We start from the raw sequence: 15804 nt of genomic DNA, 5'->3' as shown, positions 1-15804 counted from the left end.
ACCGCCTAGAGAATCCCGTCGGGTCTTGATTGACGCAAGACCCGCCTTACGGCACCGTACCGCCCTTTATTACGCTCATGATGATGACAGGGATGGGGTATGGAGCGTCTGTCTCAGCAAGTCGATGCCTACGCGACTTGGAAGCTTGAACTCATACAGCAGATCAATCGCTACAGCGGCTGGCTTGTTCGTAATCGCCTCAATTCGCAAAGCCTTGATGAAACCCTGGCACGCTGTGTTCAGATCCTGCGCGACGATCACATTACGCTGGCTTTCGCTGGTGAGTTTTCCCGTGGAAAAACCGAACTGATCAATGCCTTGTTCTTTGCCGACTATGGGCAGCGCATGCTGCCGTCCCAGGCTGGCAGAACAACCATGTGCCCTACCGAGCTCTTCTATGATATCAAGGCAGAAGCCCCGTATATTCGGCTTCTACCTATCGAATCACGGCTAGATGACCTCAGTATTGCAGATCTGAGAAGCGATACGGCCCGTTGGCAACAGATTGCACTGGATTACGAACAGCCGGACCTCATGGCAGCTGCGCTCGGAAAGGTCGCCGAAACGCGCCTAGTGCCGGTTGAGCAGGCCATATCCCTTGGATTCGATGCCGAGCAACTGGACAAGCCCAGCAAGGACGGAATGGTCGAAATCCCGACCTGGCGCCATGCGATCATCAACTTCGATCATCCCTTGCTGCGTCAGGGCCTGCGCATACTTGATACGCCAGGCCTCAACGCGCTTGGCAGTGAGCCTGAACTGACACTTTCGATGCTTCCAGCCGCTCAGGCCGTACTGTTTCTGCTCGCGGCCGATACGGGGGTTACAGCCTCCGACCTTCAGCTGTGGGAGCATCACATCAAGCCAACCAGTGACGACGCGGAAGGCTCGCTGTTCGCGGTACTCAACAAGATCGATACCCTCTGGGGCGACCTGAATGGTGACGAATCCGTCGATCAGTCCATCCAGCGCATTCGTGAGGTCAGCGCTCGTCATCTGGGCATTCCCATGACGGATGTACTGCCCTTGTCTGCCAAGCAAGCCTTGCTTGCCAAGGTACGCCATGACACAGCGCTGCTTGAGCGCAGCCAGTTGGCCGCCCTCGAACGCCTGCTCTGTGACCGTATCGTTGGGCACAGAGAGCGTTTGCTACAAAGCCGAGTGGTCAATCAGGTGATTTCACTTCTGGCGAGCAGCCATGCGCTTCTGGGCGAACGCTTCGAGGATATGAAGCGGCAACATGCATTACTGGAAAATGCCGCTACCGGCTCGACGCTGGCAGAGCAGATAGAAAAAACACGTGAGGAGCATGCGCTTTATCACAAGCGGCTACTTAACCTGCGCACCACACAGCGGATGCTTCAGGGGCAGGCCGTCCTACTTAACGATGCCCTGAACCCGGCACGCCTTGAAAGGCACCTGACCGACGTACGCAATAACCTTGCAGGAAGCTGGACCACACTAGGCATCAGCGAAGCGATCCATCGCTTCTTCCAAAGCGTCGAACACGACATGTTATCCCTTTACTACGAGGGTGAACGTGCGAACAAGGTTCTTCAGTCGATTTACCAGCGTCACAACGAAGAAAATCCTGGCCATCGCCTGGATGCTCCCCGTTTGCGTGTCAAAGCGCAGATTCGTGCGCTTCGCCAGCTACAGCAGAAGTCGGATCGTTTCCGTCGTCAGATGAAAACGCTGTTTACTGAACAGCGTGTGCTGACTCGCCGGTTCTTTGCAACGCTGGTAAAGGAAGCGGTCTTCGTGCATGAGCAGGCCTGTCGGGAAGCCAAACGCTGGAACGAGGTTGCCCTGCTGCCTCTCATTCAGTTTACTCGCGAGCACAAGCAGTTGCTGGAATCCAATATGCTGGAGCTCAAGGCGCTGACCCAGCAGGCGCTGGATACCCAGCAACAGAAGAGTCGTCTGCAAACCTACTGCGAAACACTGGCAGGTCAGCTTGATGAGGCCAACGATATCTTGCGACAGTTGCGCCGCCCTGCTCCGGCCCAACGCCATGCCAAGGTCGTCGCTCTCCCCGGGGTAAGTGTCGCCTAGCCACATCGGGCCTTTATCCGATGCGGCAAGCACCCTGCTTGCAGGATGCTTGCCGCTTGCGATGGCGCTCTTTAGACTGGCGCCCTCTCACGTATAAGAGCCTTAAATGCCCAGCGTCATACCCCCTGATTCCGTAGGCCTGGTTACGCCTCAGGTCCTTCACTTCTCCGAGCCGCTCCCCTTGGCTTGCGGCAGGTCTTTGGCCGAGTACGATCTGGTCATCGAGACGTATGGAGAGCTCAACGAAAACCGTAGCAATGCTGTGCTCATTTGCCATGCCCTGTCCGGCCATCACCATGCGGCGGGCTACCACAGCATGGAGGATCGCAAGCCGGGCTGGTGGGACAGCTGTATCGGTCCAGGAAAGCCCATCGATACCCGCCGGTTCTTTGTCGTCGCACTGAACAACCTGGGCGGCTGTAACGGATCAACAGGCCCAGGCAGCGCCAATCCTGCTACAGGAAAGCCCTACGGCGCCGACTTTCCCGTCATTACCGTGGAAGACTGGGTCAATAGCCAGGCACGTCTGGCTGATGCGCTAGGCATTCAACAATGGGCGGCCGTCGTAGGCGGCAGCATGGGAGGCATGCAGGCCCTGCAATGGACCATCAGCTACCCTGATCGTGTACGTCACTGCATGGCTATCGCCTCGGCGCCCAAACTATCAGCTCAGAACATTGCATTTAATGAAGTGGCACGCCAAGCCATTCTGACTGATGAAGAATTCCATGGCGGTCGCTTCTATGAGCAGAACGTCGTACCCAAGCGGGGACTGATGCTGGCCCGCATGGTAGGTCACATCACCTATCTATCCGATGACGCAATGGGGCAGAAGTTTGGCCGCGAACTCAAGACAGACAAGTTGAACTACGACTTCCACAATGTGGAATTTCAAGTCGAAAGCTACCTGCGCTATCAGGGCGAAGAGTTTTCAGGCCGCTTCGATGCCAATACCTACCTGCTGATGACCAAAGCGCTGGATTACTTTGATCCCGCCAGTGCACACGATGGTGATCTAGCCAGAACGTTTGCAGATGCAAAGGCTGATTTCTGCATCATGTCCTTCACGACAGATTGGCGATTCTCACCGGCCCGCTCACGCGAGATCGTGGATGCCTTGATTGCAGCGAAAAAGAATGTCAGCTATCTCGACATCGACGCGCCACAAGGGCATGACGCTTTTCTTCTACCGATCCCCCGGTACCTGGAAGCCTTCGTTAGTTATATGAATCGCATTGCTGTATGAGGGCCTGAACGTGCGTGCCGATCTGGATATCATCAAAGACTGGATTCCCGCCGGTAGCCGGGTCCTTGACCTGGGATGTGGTAATGGCGAGCTGCTTGCCTATCTGCAGACAAACAAGCAGGTCACCGGCTATGGCCTTGAGATCAACGACGAAAACATCAAGCAGTGCATTCGCAGAGGTGTAAACGTCCTTGAGCAGGACTTGGATAAGGGGCTGGGGAATTTTGCCAGCAACAGCTTTGACATTGTTGTCATGAGCCAGGCCCTGCAAGCGGTACATTATCCTGATCGTATTCTCGAGGAAATGCTGCGCGTAGGCAGAGAATGCATCATTACCTTCCCGAATTTTGGTCACTGGCGCTGCCGCTGGTATCTGGCCCGTAACGGGCGAATGCCGGTATCGGAATTCTTGCCTTATACCTGGTACAACACGCCGAACATCCACTTCTGTACGTTTGAGGATTTCGAGCGTCTGTGCCACGAACTCAAGGTCAAGGTGCTTGACCGGCTGGCCGTTGACCGTCAGCACCGCCACGGCATTGGTAGCCGCCTGTGGCCCAACCTCCTGGGCGAGATCGGTATTTATCGCGTGACGGGCCAGTCGTTGTAAGACAGGTTCGTCACGCTGACTCAGATGACGTCATGACCCGCCATCTGAATCACGTACATCGACTTTCCAGATTTCATATCATGCGAGCAGGCATTCGCCTGTCTCCGCCTTAAACCAGAGATGACACGACATGATTCAATTGTCCGAGCTGGTGCTGGCCAGCCACAACGCCGGTAAGCTCAAAGAACTTCAAGCCATGCTGGGTGATGCCGTCAAGGTGCGCTCCGTCGGTGAATTCAGTCAGGTCGAACCGGAAGAGACCGGACTTTCCTTTATTGAAAACGCCATTCTCAAAGCGCGTAATGCAGCGCGTGTATCCGGCCTGCCCGCCCTGGCCGATGACTCCGGCCTTGCTGTCGACGCCCTGGGTGGCGCGCCCGGTATCTACTCGGCACGCTATGCAGAAGGACGCGGCGATGCCGCGAACAACGCAAAGCTGCTCAAGGCTCTTGAAAGCACTCCTGAAGCCGAGCGTGGCGCTCAGTTTGTCAGTGTGCTGGCCTTGGTTCGCCACGCTGATGACCCGCTTCCTATCGTTTGTGAAGGGATCTGGGAAGGGCGCATCCTCTTCGAAGCCCGAGGTGAGCATGGCTTTGGGTATGACCCTCTTTTCTGGGTGCCCGAGCGGGACTGCTCGAGTGCAGAGCTGACACCTGAGGAAAAGAACCGTATCAGCCACCGTGCCCGTGCCATGGCTATTCTTCGTGAGCGGCTCGGACTTTGATTCGATCAGCCTCGTTTGAACTGCCGCCCCTGTCGGCCTATATCCATATTCCGTGGTGCGTGCGTAAATGTCCTTATTGCGACTTCAACTCGCACGCAGCAGGGCCCGGGCTACCTGAAGAGGCCTATGTCGATGCCTTGCTGGCAGACTTGGATGCGGACCTTGTCCATGTGCATGGCCGACCACTGACCTCCATCTTTTTTGGAGGTGGCACTCCCAGTCTGTTTTCAGCCAGGGCGCTGGGGCGCTTGCTTGAAGGCGTCGAGCGCCACGTTGCCTTTGCTTCCAATATCGAAATTACCCTTGAAGCCAACCCTGGGACATTTGAGCAGGACAAGTTTGCTGCCTACCGACAGCTCGGCATCAACCGGCTTTCAATTGGCATCCAGAGCTTTCAGGACGCCAAGTTAAAAGCCTTGGGCCGGATCCACGGGCAGGACGAAGCGGTTCGAGCCGCCGAGATGGCACGCCGGGCAGGGTTCGATAACTTCAATCTGGACCTCATGCACGGCCTGCCAGGCCAGAGCGTTGCCGATGCGATGGCGGATCTTGAGCAGGCGATTGCCCTCGCGCCTACGCATATTTCCTGGTATCAGCTCACCATGGAACCCAATACCGTCTTTTGGAGCCAGCCGCCTGAGCTACCTGAAGACGATACCCTCTGGGATATTCAGGAAGCGGGACAGGCTCGACTTGCCGAAATGGGTTATCGGCAATACGAGACCTCGGCCTATGCCCAGCCTGGACGCCAGGCACGTCACAACCTGAATTACTGGACATTCGGTGATTTCCTTGGAATTGGCGCGGGCGCCCACGCCAAGCTGAGCGCACCTGATGGTCAGATTATTCGCACCTGGAAGACGCGCCTTCCCAAGGACTATCTGGATTCTGCCAAGCACTTCCAGGCCGGTGAGCGTGTACTGACGCCAGCAGAGCTGCCCTTTGAATTCATGATGAATGCTCTGCGCCTGGTAGAAGGCGTTTCAAGTGAGCAGTATTCACAGCGAACCGGCCAGCCCTTGGAAAGCCTATCTGGGGCACTGGAAGCGCTACGCGGCAAAGGTCTGCTTGAGAAGGATTCGACCAGATTGGCCCCTACGTCCCGAGGGCAGCTTTTTTTGAATGATGTGCTGCAGCATTTTCTGTCTGACTAAGGAGACATGACGCTTGGACTACCTACTTAGCCTTATTGCAGAGGCTTCTCGCTGGTGCCGCGGTCATCTGGCCGAGATCGCCCTGGCTCTGATTTCAACCCTGCTGGTAATGTTCGGCACTGAAATCAACAACTGGATGAAGCAGCGCCTGGGCAATTTGCCTACCTTTGTACGGGTTCCGGTTCTGGCTTCGGCTTCAGTAAGTCTTTACGGCGCAGCAACTACCCACCTGACCCCCTGGGTTGTGAAAGGCTTAGGACAGTTCAACAATTACAGCCTGGCACCCGCCTTGCTGGTCGGTGCTTGTCTGCTGGGTGTTCTAGCCGAGCGACGCTGAGATACGCAGAAAAAAGGCCTGACACCTGTCAGGCCTTTTTTTATTCGGTACGCTCGAACTTCAAATCCCAGACACCGTGCCCAAGTCGCTCACCTCTACGCTCGAACTTGGTGATGGGTCGCTCTTCGGGACGCGGAACATAGCGCTCATCTGAAGCCTGATTCCGATACCCCGGCGCGACACTCATGACTTCCAGCATGTATTCCGCATAGGGCTCCCAGTCGGTTGCCATATGCAGCACCCCGCCAACCTTGAGCTTGCTACGAATCAGCTCGGCAAACTCAGGCTGAACGATACGGCGCTTATGGTGGCGGGCCTTGTGCCATGGGTCCGGGAAAAACAGTAGGACCCGATCCAGGCTTGCATCAGCAACGCACTGGCGAAGCACTTCCAAGGCATCGCAGCTATAGACACGCACATTGGACAACTGCTGGGTCAGAAGGCCATTCAGCAACGCGCCGACCCCAGGACGGTGGACCTCAACACCAATGAAGTCCTGCTCCGGCGCTGCGGCTGCCATTTCCAGTAGAGAGTGCCCCATACCAAAGCCGATTTCAAAGGTACGAGGCGCTTGGCGACCAAACACAGCGTCGAAATCCTGTAGCCCCGCATCCAGGTGGAGACCGAAGCGGGGCCAGCCTTGGTCATGCCCCTTTTTTTGACCTTCCGTCATGCGTCCCGCACGCATGACAAAGCTTTTGATGGTACGCATTGGTCGTGCGGGGGCGTTATCGAATTCCTGATCGCTCATGGCTATTCACAAAGACAGCACGACCCGGCCTGAAGGCCGGGTCGTTAAGGTTAAGGTGGAATGAAACGTCTTGATCAGCTGATCAGACCTTCCAGAGGTGACGAGGCGGAGGCATATAGCTTGCGTGGCATGCGACCTGCCAGATAAGCCATGCGTCCTGCCAGGATGGCGTGCTTCATGGCTTCGCCCATCAGGACAGGATCCTTGGCGTGGGCAATGGCGGTGTTCATCAGGACGGCATCACATCCCAGCTCCATCGCAATGGTGGCATCCGAAGCGGTACCTACACCGGCATCGACCAGAACCGGCACCTTGGCCTCTTCCAGAATGATGCGCAGGTTGTACGGATTGCAGATACCCAGACCGGAACCGATCAGACCGGCCAGCGGCATAACCGCAATACAGCCAATCTCCGCCAACTGACGGGCAATGATAGGGTCATCACTGGTATACACCATGACATCGAACCCATCCTTTACCAAGGTTTCGGCGGCCTTCAAGGTTTCGATGACGTTTGGGAACAACGTTTTCTGATCCGCCAGTACCTCAAGCTTGACCAGTGAGTGCCCATCAAGAAGCTCGCGCGCCAGACGGCAGGTACGCACAGCTTCAACAGCGTCATAGCAGCCAGCCGTATTGGGCAGAATGGTATAGCGATCCGGTGGAATAACGTCCAACAGATTAGGCTCACCGGGATTCTGACCGATATTGGTCCGGCGAACCGCAACGGTCACGATTTCGGCTCCCGACGCCTCGATGGCCAGACGGGTTTCTTCCAGGTCCTTGTATTTACCGGTGCCCACCAGCAGACGCGACTGGTAAGTGCGTCCGGCCAGGGTAAGCGGTGTATCTTGACGATTGCTGTTCATGGCAGATTCTCCGGCGGTCTAGCCGCCACCAATAGCATGAACCACTTCCAGCTGATCGCCGTCCACAAGCGTGGTATCGGCGTGCTGGCTGCGGGGTACGATATCGAGGTTTCGTTCCACGGCTACCCGTTTTCCGGTCAGTTCAAGCCGGACGAGCAAGTCCGCCACGGTGGCACCGTCAGGAAGTTCGAAAGATTCGCCGTTCAATTGAATGCGCATGGCAGAAGCGGTCTGAAATGTATGAAGGGCTGCATTCTAGCCCCTTCTGCCACGATGACCAACGTTGTATCGTCATCTAGGCCAGACGCCAAGCCACCAATCCAAGACAAACCCACCCTGCCAGGAAGGCGAGCCCGCCAAAAGGCGTGACGATGCCCAGCTTGCTGATACCGGACAATGTCAGAACATAAAGGCTGCCAGAGAACAGAATAATCCCTATGGCGAAGAAGGCGCCGGCCAAGCTGACCAAACGTCCCTGCAGATGCGTCGCCAGCAGGGCAACGCCCAGCAATGCCAGAGCATGTATGAGCTGATATAACACGCCGGTCTGAAATACAGCCAGGTGCTCCGGCGACAGTCGCCCTTTCAAACCATGGGCGGCGAATGCACCAAGGCCGACGCCAGTAAAGCCAAACACGGCGGCCAGCATGAGAAACGTACGAAGCATGGATAACTCCCAGACAGAATCGAAGCGATCGTTATAATGGACCGCTCATAACTAAAGACCAAGTCGCATGGTGCGCTCTCTTCTACGCCGTCTATTTCGCTACACACTCATCTTCATGGCTGCGAGCGTACTGCTCGTGTTGCTCTTTCGCTGGGTGCCCCCACCCGGCTCGATGGTCATGGTCGAACGAAAGATAGAATCCTGGATCGATGGCAAGCCCATCGATCTGCATCGGGAATGGCGGCCATGGCGTGAACTACCAGACAACCTGAAGATGTCGGTGGTGGCAGGAGAGGATCAACACTTTAGTGAGCACTGGGGCTTCGACATGGACGCCATTCGTCAGGCCTTCAGCCATAACGAAGCCGGTGGTTCCCTACGTGGAGCTAGCACGATCAGTCAGCAGGTTGCCAAGAATCTATTTCTCTGGACGGGCCGTAGCTGGGTACGTAAAGGCCTGGAAGCCTGGTTTACCGTGCTGATTGAAACCCTTTGGCCCAAGCAGCGCATCCTGGAAGTTTACCTCAACAGCGTTGAATGGGATTCTGGCATCTTCGGCGCTGAAGCCGCTGCGCAGCACCATTTCGGTATTGGCGCACCGTACTTGTCGGATCGACAAGCCAGCCTGCTGGCTGCCATCCTGCCCAACCCTAGGGAATGGAGTCCAAGTCATCCTAGCGCTTACGTTAGCCGTCGTGCCAACTGGATACGGCAGCAGGTCCGGCAGTTGGGCGGTAGTGACTACCTGTTGCACATGAAATAAAAAAGGCCCTGGTAATAACCAGGGCCTTTTTTTGATCAACCTGCGAGATAGGACGAGCGGGTCAATCCCAGACGCAAGGCATCCAGATACTGCGTACGCTCGCGTGCAGTCAGCTTTGCTCCGGCTACCTTGTCGCGGTAGTAGGTCATCAGCTCCTCTGGCGAGAGGTGCACATAGCGAAGCATGTCTTCAATGGTGTCATGAGTCTCGATGCCACCATGACGCACAGTGCTATCCGCATCCTGATAGACGTTGACCGAGTCCGTATCGCCAAACAGGTTATGCATATCGCCCAGGATTTCCTGATAGGCACCTACCAGGAATACACCCAACATGTAATCTTCATTCGGACGCACATCGTGAACCGGCAAACTGGTCTCGATACTCTGCTCATCTACGTAATGGTTGATTTTGCCGTCCGAGTCACAGGTCAGATCCTGTAACACCGCGCGGCGCATCGGCTCTTCATCCAGACGCGTCAGCGGTACGATAGGCAAGATCTGCCCTATCGCCCAGGTATCCGGCAAGCTCTGGAAAACCGAGAAGTTACAGATGTACTTGTCGGCCAGCTTGTCGTTCAGCTCGTCCAGCACCTGGCGATGCGAACGCTGGCGTGCCTTGAGCTGATTGTAGAGTCGACGGCAGATCGCAAAGTAGCATTGCTCTGCAAGCGCCTTGTCACTCAGGCTCAGGCGACCTGACGCATACTGCGCAGAGGCTTCGCTCACGTACTGGGTTGCACGCCAGTACGTCTCGGTCACCATTTCCGGATCGGTATCACCCAGCAGCTCAACCAGCCACTGCACGACTTCAGGCTTGTCGGAGAAATTCTCGATATCAGGCATGGCGTCGTTGTTGCGCTCGACATCGGTTACCTGCATGACCAGCACGGCATGGTGCGCAGTCATGGCACGGCCACTTTCCGAGAAGATGTTTGGATGTGGAAGGCCCTGACGATCGCAGAACTCCTTGAGCATCCCCACGACCGTCGCGGCATAGTCATCCATGTCGTAATTGATGGAACTGGCGTTACGCGAGTGCGTACCGTCGTAGTCCACACCCAGGCCACCGCCCACATCGACATGATCGACCGGCAATCCAAGCGCGCGCAGTTCGGCGTAATACCGAATGGCCTCACGGAAACCCTGACGATAATCAGCCAGATTGGCAATCTGCGAACCCATATGGAAATGCAGCAGGCGAACCCCCTGCTCGAGTCCTGCCTTGCGGAAACGCTCGATCACGGACAGCAGCTGTGCCGCCGACAGGCCAAACTTGGACTTTTCGCCCCCGGTATCGGCCCATTTACTGGAAGCCAGCGATGACAGGCGAACGCGGAGACCTACCTGCGGAGTCACCTTGAGATCGGCCGCCTCTTCAATCACCAGCGGGACTTCGGACTCCTTCTCGATCACGATGAAGACGTTGTGACCAAGCTTGAGCCCCATCAGGGCCAGCCGTATGAATTCGCGATCCTTGTAACCGTTGCAAACGATGGTGCCCCCCTTGGGCGCCAGCGCCAGCACAGCCATCAGCTCAGGTTTGGAACCAGCTTCGAGCCCGATCGACACATTACGCGTGGCAATAATGTTCTCGACGACCGCTTCCTGCTGATTGACCTTGATCGGATACAGGGCCGTGTACTGACCACCATACTCCATTCGCTCGATATTGGCATCGAACGCACCGGTCAGTGCCCGCACGCGACCTTGCAGAATGTCAGGGAAGCGCACCAATAGAGGCAGCGAAAGGCCCGCCTCGCACAGTTGCCCCACCAGTAGATGAAGGTCGATGGGCTCTCCATCGGGACCATGAGGACGGACTTCGACATTGCCGATGTCATTGATAGCGAAGTAGCCAGCGCCCCAGTGGCGAATGCCGTACACACTACGGCTATCGGCTACGGTCCATTGGCTGCCGTCATCTTTGCGCGTACGTCGTGGGGACATCCGCCAGATTCTCCTGTTGAAAGGTAATAAGGTGTTGACCGCAGATCGCTGCGGTAAGTTTGGATAGATATGGCCTGAACGTGGAACCGTTCGTTTAACCGCCGGACTTCTTGGCTTTGAAACCGCGTTTGGTCAGCTCGTCAATCAGCAGGTCGACATGATCGCCCTGAATCTCGATGACGCCATCCTTCAACGCACCACCAGTACCGCACCGCCGCTTCAGTGTGCTCGCCAATTCTTTCAGTTCATCGGCCGTCACAGGCACACCACTGACCGTGGTCACGGTCTTGCCGCCACGACCTTTGGTTTCGCGGCGAACACGTGCAATACCGTCTCCAGCCTGCACGGGGGCCTGCTTACAGAGGCAGTCAGCGAGAGGTTTGTTACAAGCCGGGCAATGACGACCACTATCGGTGGAATACACCAGGCCGCCGAGACCGGCAAAGGAAGAGGCTTTCTTGACCACCGGGCATTCCTCACAGGGTCAGGATAGCGACAGGTTGGAGAACCAACCAAGAGCGCCCCACTCTGGCAGGGGCTGCGCATCAAAAGGTCGCGCAATTTACCAGCATTGAACGCAAATGCTAAGTACAAATTTGCGTCAATGCTGGATATTTTCATGACAGGCTCACAGAAAACCTGCTGCTGGGCTCATTACCCTTTTCGTGTCGGTGGCGCCATGAATTCCGGCCCTACCGGATCAGTCACATGTCGGGTCAGAATTTTATCGATTTCGTCTAGCTCCTCTTGGCTCAGGGACCAGCCGAATGCCTCGTCTACTCCCTCGATCTGCTCGGGCTTTCGTGCACCCCACAGCGCAATCGTTGGGCCCTTATCAAGAATCCAGCGGATAGCCAGCGCCAAGACCGTCTTGTCATGGCGAGCACGGGCGTAATCCTCCAGTGCGGCCACTGCTGCAAGGTACTGCTCAAAACGCGGTGACTGAAACTTTGGATCGACCTTGCGCAAATCGTCCCCATCAAACCGTGTCGAGGGTGACATTTTACCGGCCAGCAGGCCGCGGCACAGCGCCCCGTAAGCCAACACCGCCAGCCCGTGATCCTTGGCATAAGGCAGTACGTCCTTTTCGATATCGCGCTCGAACAGGTTATAGGGAGGCTGTACCGCTGCCAGAGGGGCTACATCACGAAAGGCATCCATCTGCTCAGGCGAGAAGTTGCTGACGCCCAGGGCCAGCACTTTTCCTTCCTGGCGCAGCTTTTCCAACTCGCGGGCAGTCTCGTCAATGGGCGTCAAGGGGTCTGGCCAATGTACCTGGTAAAGGTCGATGTGATCGGTCTTGAGGCGACGCAGGGAATCTTCAATTTCCTGACGGATACGGGCCGGAGTAGCGTTACGGAATGGGCCGTCATCATTCCAGTCCAGTGCAACCTTGGTAGCAATCACTGCTTTATCGCGTATTCCTTCCAGCGCCTTGCCCACGATCTCTTCGGAATTGCCGAAACCGTAGACGGGCGCAGTATCAATCAGATTGATACCACGCTCTACTGCACTGCGGATCGTGGCGATGGCCTTGGATTCATCACTACCGCCCCACATCCAGCCGCCAATCGCCCAGGTACCCAGGGCGATGCGGCTGACGGGACGGGATATACCTTGAATAGTCAATGTTTCAACTGACATGAGACCTCCTGTATGGCTCAGGGGTGGATAGGCTGATAACGCCTGATAAGCGCAAGACATGCGTATGGAGAGGTATTGAACAGGCCGTTCAATGAAAGTTGCCTGGCTGCAGCGCAACACTGCAGCCAGGCGAGGTATCAACCCTGCTCCATCAGCTGGCGCAAGTCGATAATTGCCGCATTGGCGCGGGAGATGTAATTGGCAATCACCAGGGAATGGTTAGCCAGAATACCGAAGCCACTGCCATTGAGAATCATCGGGCTCCAGACCGGCTGCTGAGCGGCCTCCAGCTCACGAATGATTTCGCGCACGTTTACCGTTGCGTTCTTCTTGGCCAGCACATCGGCAAAATCTACTTCGATGGCGCGCAGGATATGAGACAGCGCCCAGGCCTGCCCGCGTGCCTCGTAGAAAACGTTATCTATCTGAAGCCAGGGCGTCTTGACGATACGCTCGTGAACTTCAGGCACCTGTCCGGGGAGCAGATCCTGATTGGGATTGATGTCAGCATCCAGACGAGAACGGCCCACACTGGCGGAGAGCCGTTGTGACAGGGACCCCAGGCGAGTCTCTACGTCGCCCAGCCAGTTACGCAGGTTATCGGCACGCGCGTAAAAGAGCGCACGCTGCTGCTCCTGCCCACCCAGACGCGCCAAGTAAAGGTCAAGGGAGCGAATACCCGCACGATATTCAGACTCCGAAGACGGCATCGCCCAGCTACGGTTGTCAAAGTTGAAGTGTGGCTCGGCCTTGGCCAAATCAACATCTTCCGTTGACTGAGACTGAGAGCGGGCAAAGTCCTTGCGCAGCGCACGGGAAAGATCACGTACCTGCACCAGGACGCCGTATTCCCAGGAAGGCATGTTGTCGAGCCAGAGACCAGGGGGCGCAACATCGTTGGACAGATAGCCGCCTGGCTTGTCGAGCAAAGTGCCCGCTACCATCTTGAGTGTCTCTACCGTGGTATAACCCAGGGCCAGTTTGCGTTGAGCGGCAGCCGCCGCTTCCTGGGCATGCTGCTGGACAGGAAAGCGGTCCGGCTCGCGGCTCCAGTACCAACCCAGGATAAACATCACGAGCAGATAAAGGCCGATGATGATAGCCACGGCGCGCAGCCAGGGGCGGCCGCCAACAGCCGAAGCGCCGTCTGTCCGCCGCCTCCAACTGCTTGTACGATTCTTCCAGTCCAGCATGATGTTATTCCTTATAGTCGACTCCAGCGTTCGACCACGTCTATGACAAGGGGTTGCCGATTAAGTACGCTCGGTAGTGTACATAAGCCGTTCAGCTCTTGGTCCTAATGTTGCTCGATCCTGAGCCGATGACCTAGCAAGGCGATGCTGGTAGGCTTTAGTGATGGCCTATCGCTACCGATCTTTACTCAGGACGAGCCGGACTACCATGAGCGAGCATGACGATCCTTCACTGGACCGTATCAAGAACCATTTTGCCCAAAGGGTCATCACCCAGGCCAGACATGTTCTGGAAATCTGGCAACGCCTGCATCGTGTGGAGTGGAGTACGGCAAGCCTGGAAGAGCTGACCGAGGCCAACAATCGCCTCCTGCGCTATGCCCAGCGATTCGATCAGCAGGAGCACAGCCAGCTGGCAGAACGGATTGCTGGCTGTCTTTTGGCCGTCGAGGCCAACCGGGGACGCCTGACCAGTACAACGATTTCAGAACTGAGCCAGCTCATGCAAAGCTTGTCTCGCACTGGCTTACGCCATGGCGATCAGCTGGAAAGCACCAACCTGCCCCCGTTGCGCAAGCCTATTTATATTGCCCTGCAGGATCGGGAGCGCTCTGAACGCCTGGCCCTGCAAATGGAGTACTTTGGCGTCACGATTCATATCTTCGAAGACGCAGTCACATTCCGCCAGGCTATTTCCGAGCGCCACCCGGCAGTGCTCATCATGGAAGTGGATTTCAACGGCCCGGGCGCAGGTCTTCAGCTGACAGCCGAAATCCAGGCAAACCTGACTATCAAGCTGCCGGTGCTGTTCTTCAGCCATGAGGAAGCCGATACCGCCATGCGTCTGGCAGCCGTACGCGCGGGTGGCCACGAGTTCTATACCGGCACCCTGGATGCCTCGCACCTGCTTGAAAAGGTCGAAACGCTGACCCGCGTCGCCTATTACGACCCGATCCGCGCCCTGATCGTCGACGACTCGCGCGCTCAGGCGATGCACACGGAAATGTCCCTGAATAGCGCTGGTATTGTGACGCGCACCCTGCTCAACCCGACTGCCGTGATGCCGCATCTTGCCGAGTTCAACCCGGACCTGATCATTCTGGACATGTATATGCCGGAGTGCATGGGGACGGAGCTGGCTAAGGTCATCCGTCAGCATGAGCGCTATGTAAGCGTCCCGATCATCTACCTTTCGGCTGAAGGTGATCTGGACAAGCAGCTGGATGCCATGAGCGAAGGCGGCGATGATTTTTTGACCAAGCCGATCAAACCCCGCCACTTGATCGCCACCGTGCGTACACGCGCCGCCAGGGCACGTAACCTCAAAGCGCGCATCGTTCAAGACAGTCTGACGGGCCTGTATAACCATACCCACATTTTGCAGCTCCTGGAGGACGCGAGTTTTCTGGCTCGCCGACGCAGCAAAAGCCTGTCGTTTGTGATGCTCGATATCGATCACTTCAAAAAAGTGAACGATCAATATGGCCATCCTATGGGGGATCGCGTCATCAAGAGCCTGGCCCTGTTTCTGAAACAGCGTCTGCGCAAGACCGATCATATCGGCCGTTACGGTGGCGAGGAATTCGCCGTGGTGTTGCAGGACACCGATAGCCAGAATGCCCTGCGACTGATCGATGAAATCCGCAAACGGTTTTCAGAAATTTGCTATCCAGCCCAGCAGGAAAGCCTCTTCTGCACGTTCAGCGCAGGGGTTGCACAGTTGCAGCCCGACCAGGACATCAAGAGCCTGGCTAGGCAGGCTGATGAGGCGCTTTATCAGGCCAAGCGCGGTGGGCGTAACCGCGTGGAAATCTATCAGCCCCAGCCGTCAGCCTGACAATC

General features: G+C 56.5%; 16 protein-coding genes. 8 read left to right on the top strand and 8 right to left on the bottom strand.

Annotated features, from left to right (window positions below; all coding sequences use genetic code 11):
• Positions 1-99 precede the first annotated feature (99 nt).
• From PLU01S_RS18065 to PLU01S_RS18040, 6 genes are all read left to right on the top strand, one after another.
• A complete protein-coding gene (locus tag PLU01S_RS18065; protein ID WP_074824939.1) occupies positions 100-2055 on the top strand; it encodes a dynamin family protein in 1956 nt (651 codons plus the stop codon).
• Positions 2056-2161: 106 nt separating this feature from the next.
• The gene (gene metX, locus PLU01S_RS18060; RefSeq protein WP_074824943.1) at positions 2162-3301 is read left to right on the top strand and encodes a homoserine O-succinyltransferase MetX; all 1140 of its coding nucleotides are present in this window, start codon (positions 2162-2164) and stop codon (positions 3299-3301) included.
• A 10-nt stretch (positions 3302-3311) separates the two neighbouring features.
• On the top strand, positions 3312-3911 hold the full coding sequence (gene metW / locus PLU01S_RS18055) for a methionine biosynthesis protein MetW (protein WP_010795408.1): 600 nt from the start codon (positions 3312-3314) through the stop codon (positions 3909-3911).
• Positions 3912-4041: 130 nt separating this feature from the next.
• Positions 4042-4635, top strand: coding sequence for an RdgB/HAM1 family non-canonical purine NTP pyrophosphatase (rdgB, locus tag PLU01S_RS18050; protein ID WP_074824946.1), 594 nt, complete (start codon positions 4042-4044; stop codon positions 4633-4635).
• The gene (gene hemW / locus PLU01S_RS18045; protein WP_074824951.1) at positions 4632-5789 is read left to right on the top strand and encodes a radical SAM family heme chaperone HemW; all 1158 of its coding nucleotides are present in this window, start codon (positions 4632-4634) and stop codon (positions 5787-5789) included. The genes rdgB and hemW overlap by 4 nt, the downstream gene beginning before the upstream one ends.
• A 13-nt stretch (positions 5790-5802) precedes the next feature.
• The gene (locus PLU01S_RS18040) at positions 5803-6126 is read left to right on the top strand and encodes a DUF3392 family protein (RefSeq protein WP_010795411.1); all 324 of its coding nucleotides are present in this window, start codon (positions 5803-5805) and stop codon (positions 6124-6126) included.
• A gap of 40 nt (positions 6127-6166) precedes the next feature.
• Here the strand turns inward: PLU01S_RS18040 and trmB are convergent, their stop codons facing one another.
• From trmB to PLU01S_RS18020, 4 genes are all read right to left on the bottom strand, one after another.
• Complete coding sequence (trmB, locus tag PLU01S_RS18035; RefSeq protein ID WP_216822604.1) at positions 6167-6838, bottom strand: tRNA (guanosine(46)-N7)-methyltransferase TrmB; 672 nt, start codon at positions 6836-6838, stop codon at positions 6167-6169.
• Between the two features lie 113 nt (positions 6839-6951).
• The gene (locus PLU01S_RS18030; protein WP_074824958.1) at positions 6952-7746 is read right to left on the bottom strand and encodes a thiazole synthase; all 795 of its coding nucleotides are present in this window, start codon (positions 7744-7746) and stop codon (positions 6952-6954) included.
• A gap of 18 nt (positions 7747-7764) precedes the next feature.
• Entirely contained in the window at positions 7765-7965 is a 201-nt protein-coding gene (thiS, locus tag PLU01S_RS18025; RefSeq protein ID WP_010795414.1) for a sulfur carrier protein ThiS, read from the bottom strand.
• 76 nt (positions 7966-8041) lie between these two features.
• Complete coding sequence (locus tag PLU01S_RS18020; RefSeq protein ID WP_074824961.1) at positions 8042-8413, bottom strand: DUF423 domain-containing protein; 372 nt, start codon at positions 8411-8413, stop codon at positions 8042-8044.
• Between the two features lie 67 nt (positions 8414-8480).
• Here PLU01S_RS18020 and mtgA point away from each other — a divergent pair, with 67 nt between their 5' ends.
• Complete coding sequence (mtgA, locus tag PLU01S_RS18015; RefSeq protein ID WP_074824964.1) at positions 8481-9176, top strand: monofunctional biosynthetic peptidoglycan transglycosylase; 696 nt, start codon at positions 8481-8483, stop codon at positions 9174-9176.
• Positions 9177-9211: 35 nt separating this feature from the next.
• Here mtgA and speA read toward each other — a convergent pair whose 3' ends face one another.
• The 4 genes from speA to PLU01S_RS17995 form a co-directional block, all read right to left on the bottom strand.
• Positions 9212-11125 carry an arginine decarboxylase gene (speA, locus tag PLU01S_RS18010; RefSeq protein ID WP_074824966.1) on the bottom strand — a complete coding sequence of 638 codons (1914 nt, stop codon included), beginning with the start codon at positions 11123-11125 and terminating at the stop codon, positions 9212-9214.
• A 94-nt stretch (positions 11126-11219) separates the two neighbouring features.
• Positions 11220-11591 carry a translation initiation factor Sui1 gene (locus PLU01S_RS18005; RefSeq protein ID WP_010795418.1) on the bottom strand — a complete coding sequence of 124 codons (372 nt, stop codon included), beginning with the start codon at positions 11589-11591 and terminating at the stop codon, positions 11220-11222.
• Positions 11592-11779: 188 nt separating this feature from the next.
• Positions 11780-12769 carry an aldo/keto reductase gene (locus PLU01S_RS18000; protein WP_019364332.1) on the bottom strand — a complete coding sequence of 330 codons (990 nt, stop codon included), beginning with the start codon at positions 12767-12769 and terminating at the stop codon, positions 11780-11782.
• A 137-nt stretch (positions 12770-12906) separates the two neighbouring features.
• Entirely contained in the window at positions 12907-13962 is a 1056-nt protein-coding gene (locus PLU01S_RS17995; RefSeq protein ID WP_074824968.1) for a DUF2333 family protein, read from the bottom strand.
• A 208-nt stretch (positions 13963-14170) separates the two neighbouring features.
• Here PLU01S_RS17995 and PLU01S_RS17990 point away from each other — a divergent pair, with 208 nt between their 5' ends.
• Positions 14171-15799, top strand: coding sequence for a response regulator (locus PLU01S_RS17990; protein WP_019364330.1), 1629 nt, complete (start codon positions 14171-14173; stop codon positions 15797-15799).
• Positions 15800-15804: the final 5 nt, after the last annotated feature.

This window comes from Pseudomonas luteola NBRC 103146 (genome assembly GCF_002091675.1).
GTDB classification, from domain to species: Bacteria; Pseudomonadota; Gammaproteobacteria; order Pseudomonadales; family Pseudomonadaceae; genus Chryseomonas; species Chryseomonas luteola.
Note: the sequence above shows the minus strand (reverse complement) of the source record. Positions and strands in the feature narration are given on the sequence as shown.

What these genes read in the sequence shown, in the direction of transcription:
- PLU01S_RS17995 (WP_074824968.1), bottom strand. Translation starts at nt 13,962, where the DNA reads ATGCTGGACTGGAAGAATCGTACAAGCAGTTGGAGGCGGCGGACAGAC.
- PLU01S_RS18030 (WP_074824958.1), bottom strand. Translation starts at nt 7,746, where the DNA reads ATGAACAGCAATCGTCAAGATACACCGCTTACCCTGGCCGGACGCACT.
- PLU01S_RS18020 (WP_074824961.1), bottom strand. Translation starts at nt 8,413, where the DNA reads ATGCTTCGTACGTTTCTCATGCTGGCCGCCGTGTTTGGCTTTACTGGC.
- thiS (WP_010795414.1), bottom strand. Translation starts at nt 7,965, where the DNA reads ATGCGCATTCAATTGAACGGCGAATCTTTCGAACTTCCTGACGGTGCC.
- trmB (WP_216822604.1), bottom strand. Translation starts at nt 6,838, where the DNA reads ATGCGTACCATCAAAAGCTTTGTCATGCGTGCGGGACGCATGACGGAA.
- rdgB (WP_074824946.1), top strand. Translation starts at nt 4,042, where the DNA reads ATGATTCAATTGTCCGAGCTGGTGCTGGCCAGCCACAACGCCGGTAAG.
- mtgA (WP_074824964.1), top strand. Translation starts at nt 8,481, where the DNA reads ATGGTGCGCTCTCTTCTACGCCGTCTATTTCGCTACACACTCATCTTC.
- PLU01S_RS18000 (WP_019364332.1), bottom strand. Translation starts at nt 12,769, where the DNA reads ATGTCAGTTGAAACATTGACTATTCAAGGTATATCCCGTCCCGTCAGC.
- PLU01S_RS18065 (WP_074824939.1), top strand. Translation starts at nt 100, where the DNA reads ATGGAGCGTCTGTCTCAGCAAGTCGATGCCTACGCGACTTGGAAGCTT.
- speA (WP_074824966.1), bottom strand. Translation starts at nt 11,125, where the DNA reads ATGTCCCCACGACGTACGCGCAAAGATGACGGCAGCCAATGGACCGTA.
- metX (WP_074824943.1), top strand. Translation starts at nt 2,162, where the DNA reads ATGCCCAGCGTCATACCCCCTGATTCCGTAGGCCTGGTTACGCCTCAG.
- PLU01S_RS17990 (WP_019364330.1), top strand. Translation starts at nt 14,171, where the DNA reads ATGAGCGAGCATGACGATCCTTCACTGGACCGTATCAAGAACCATTTT.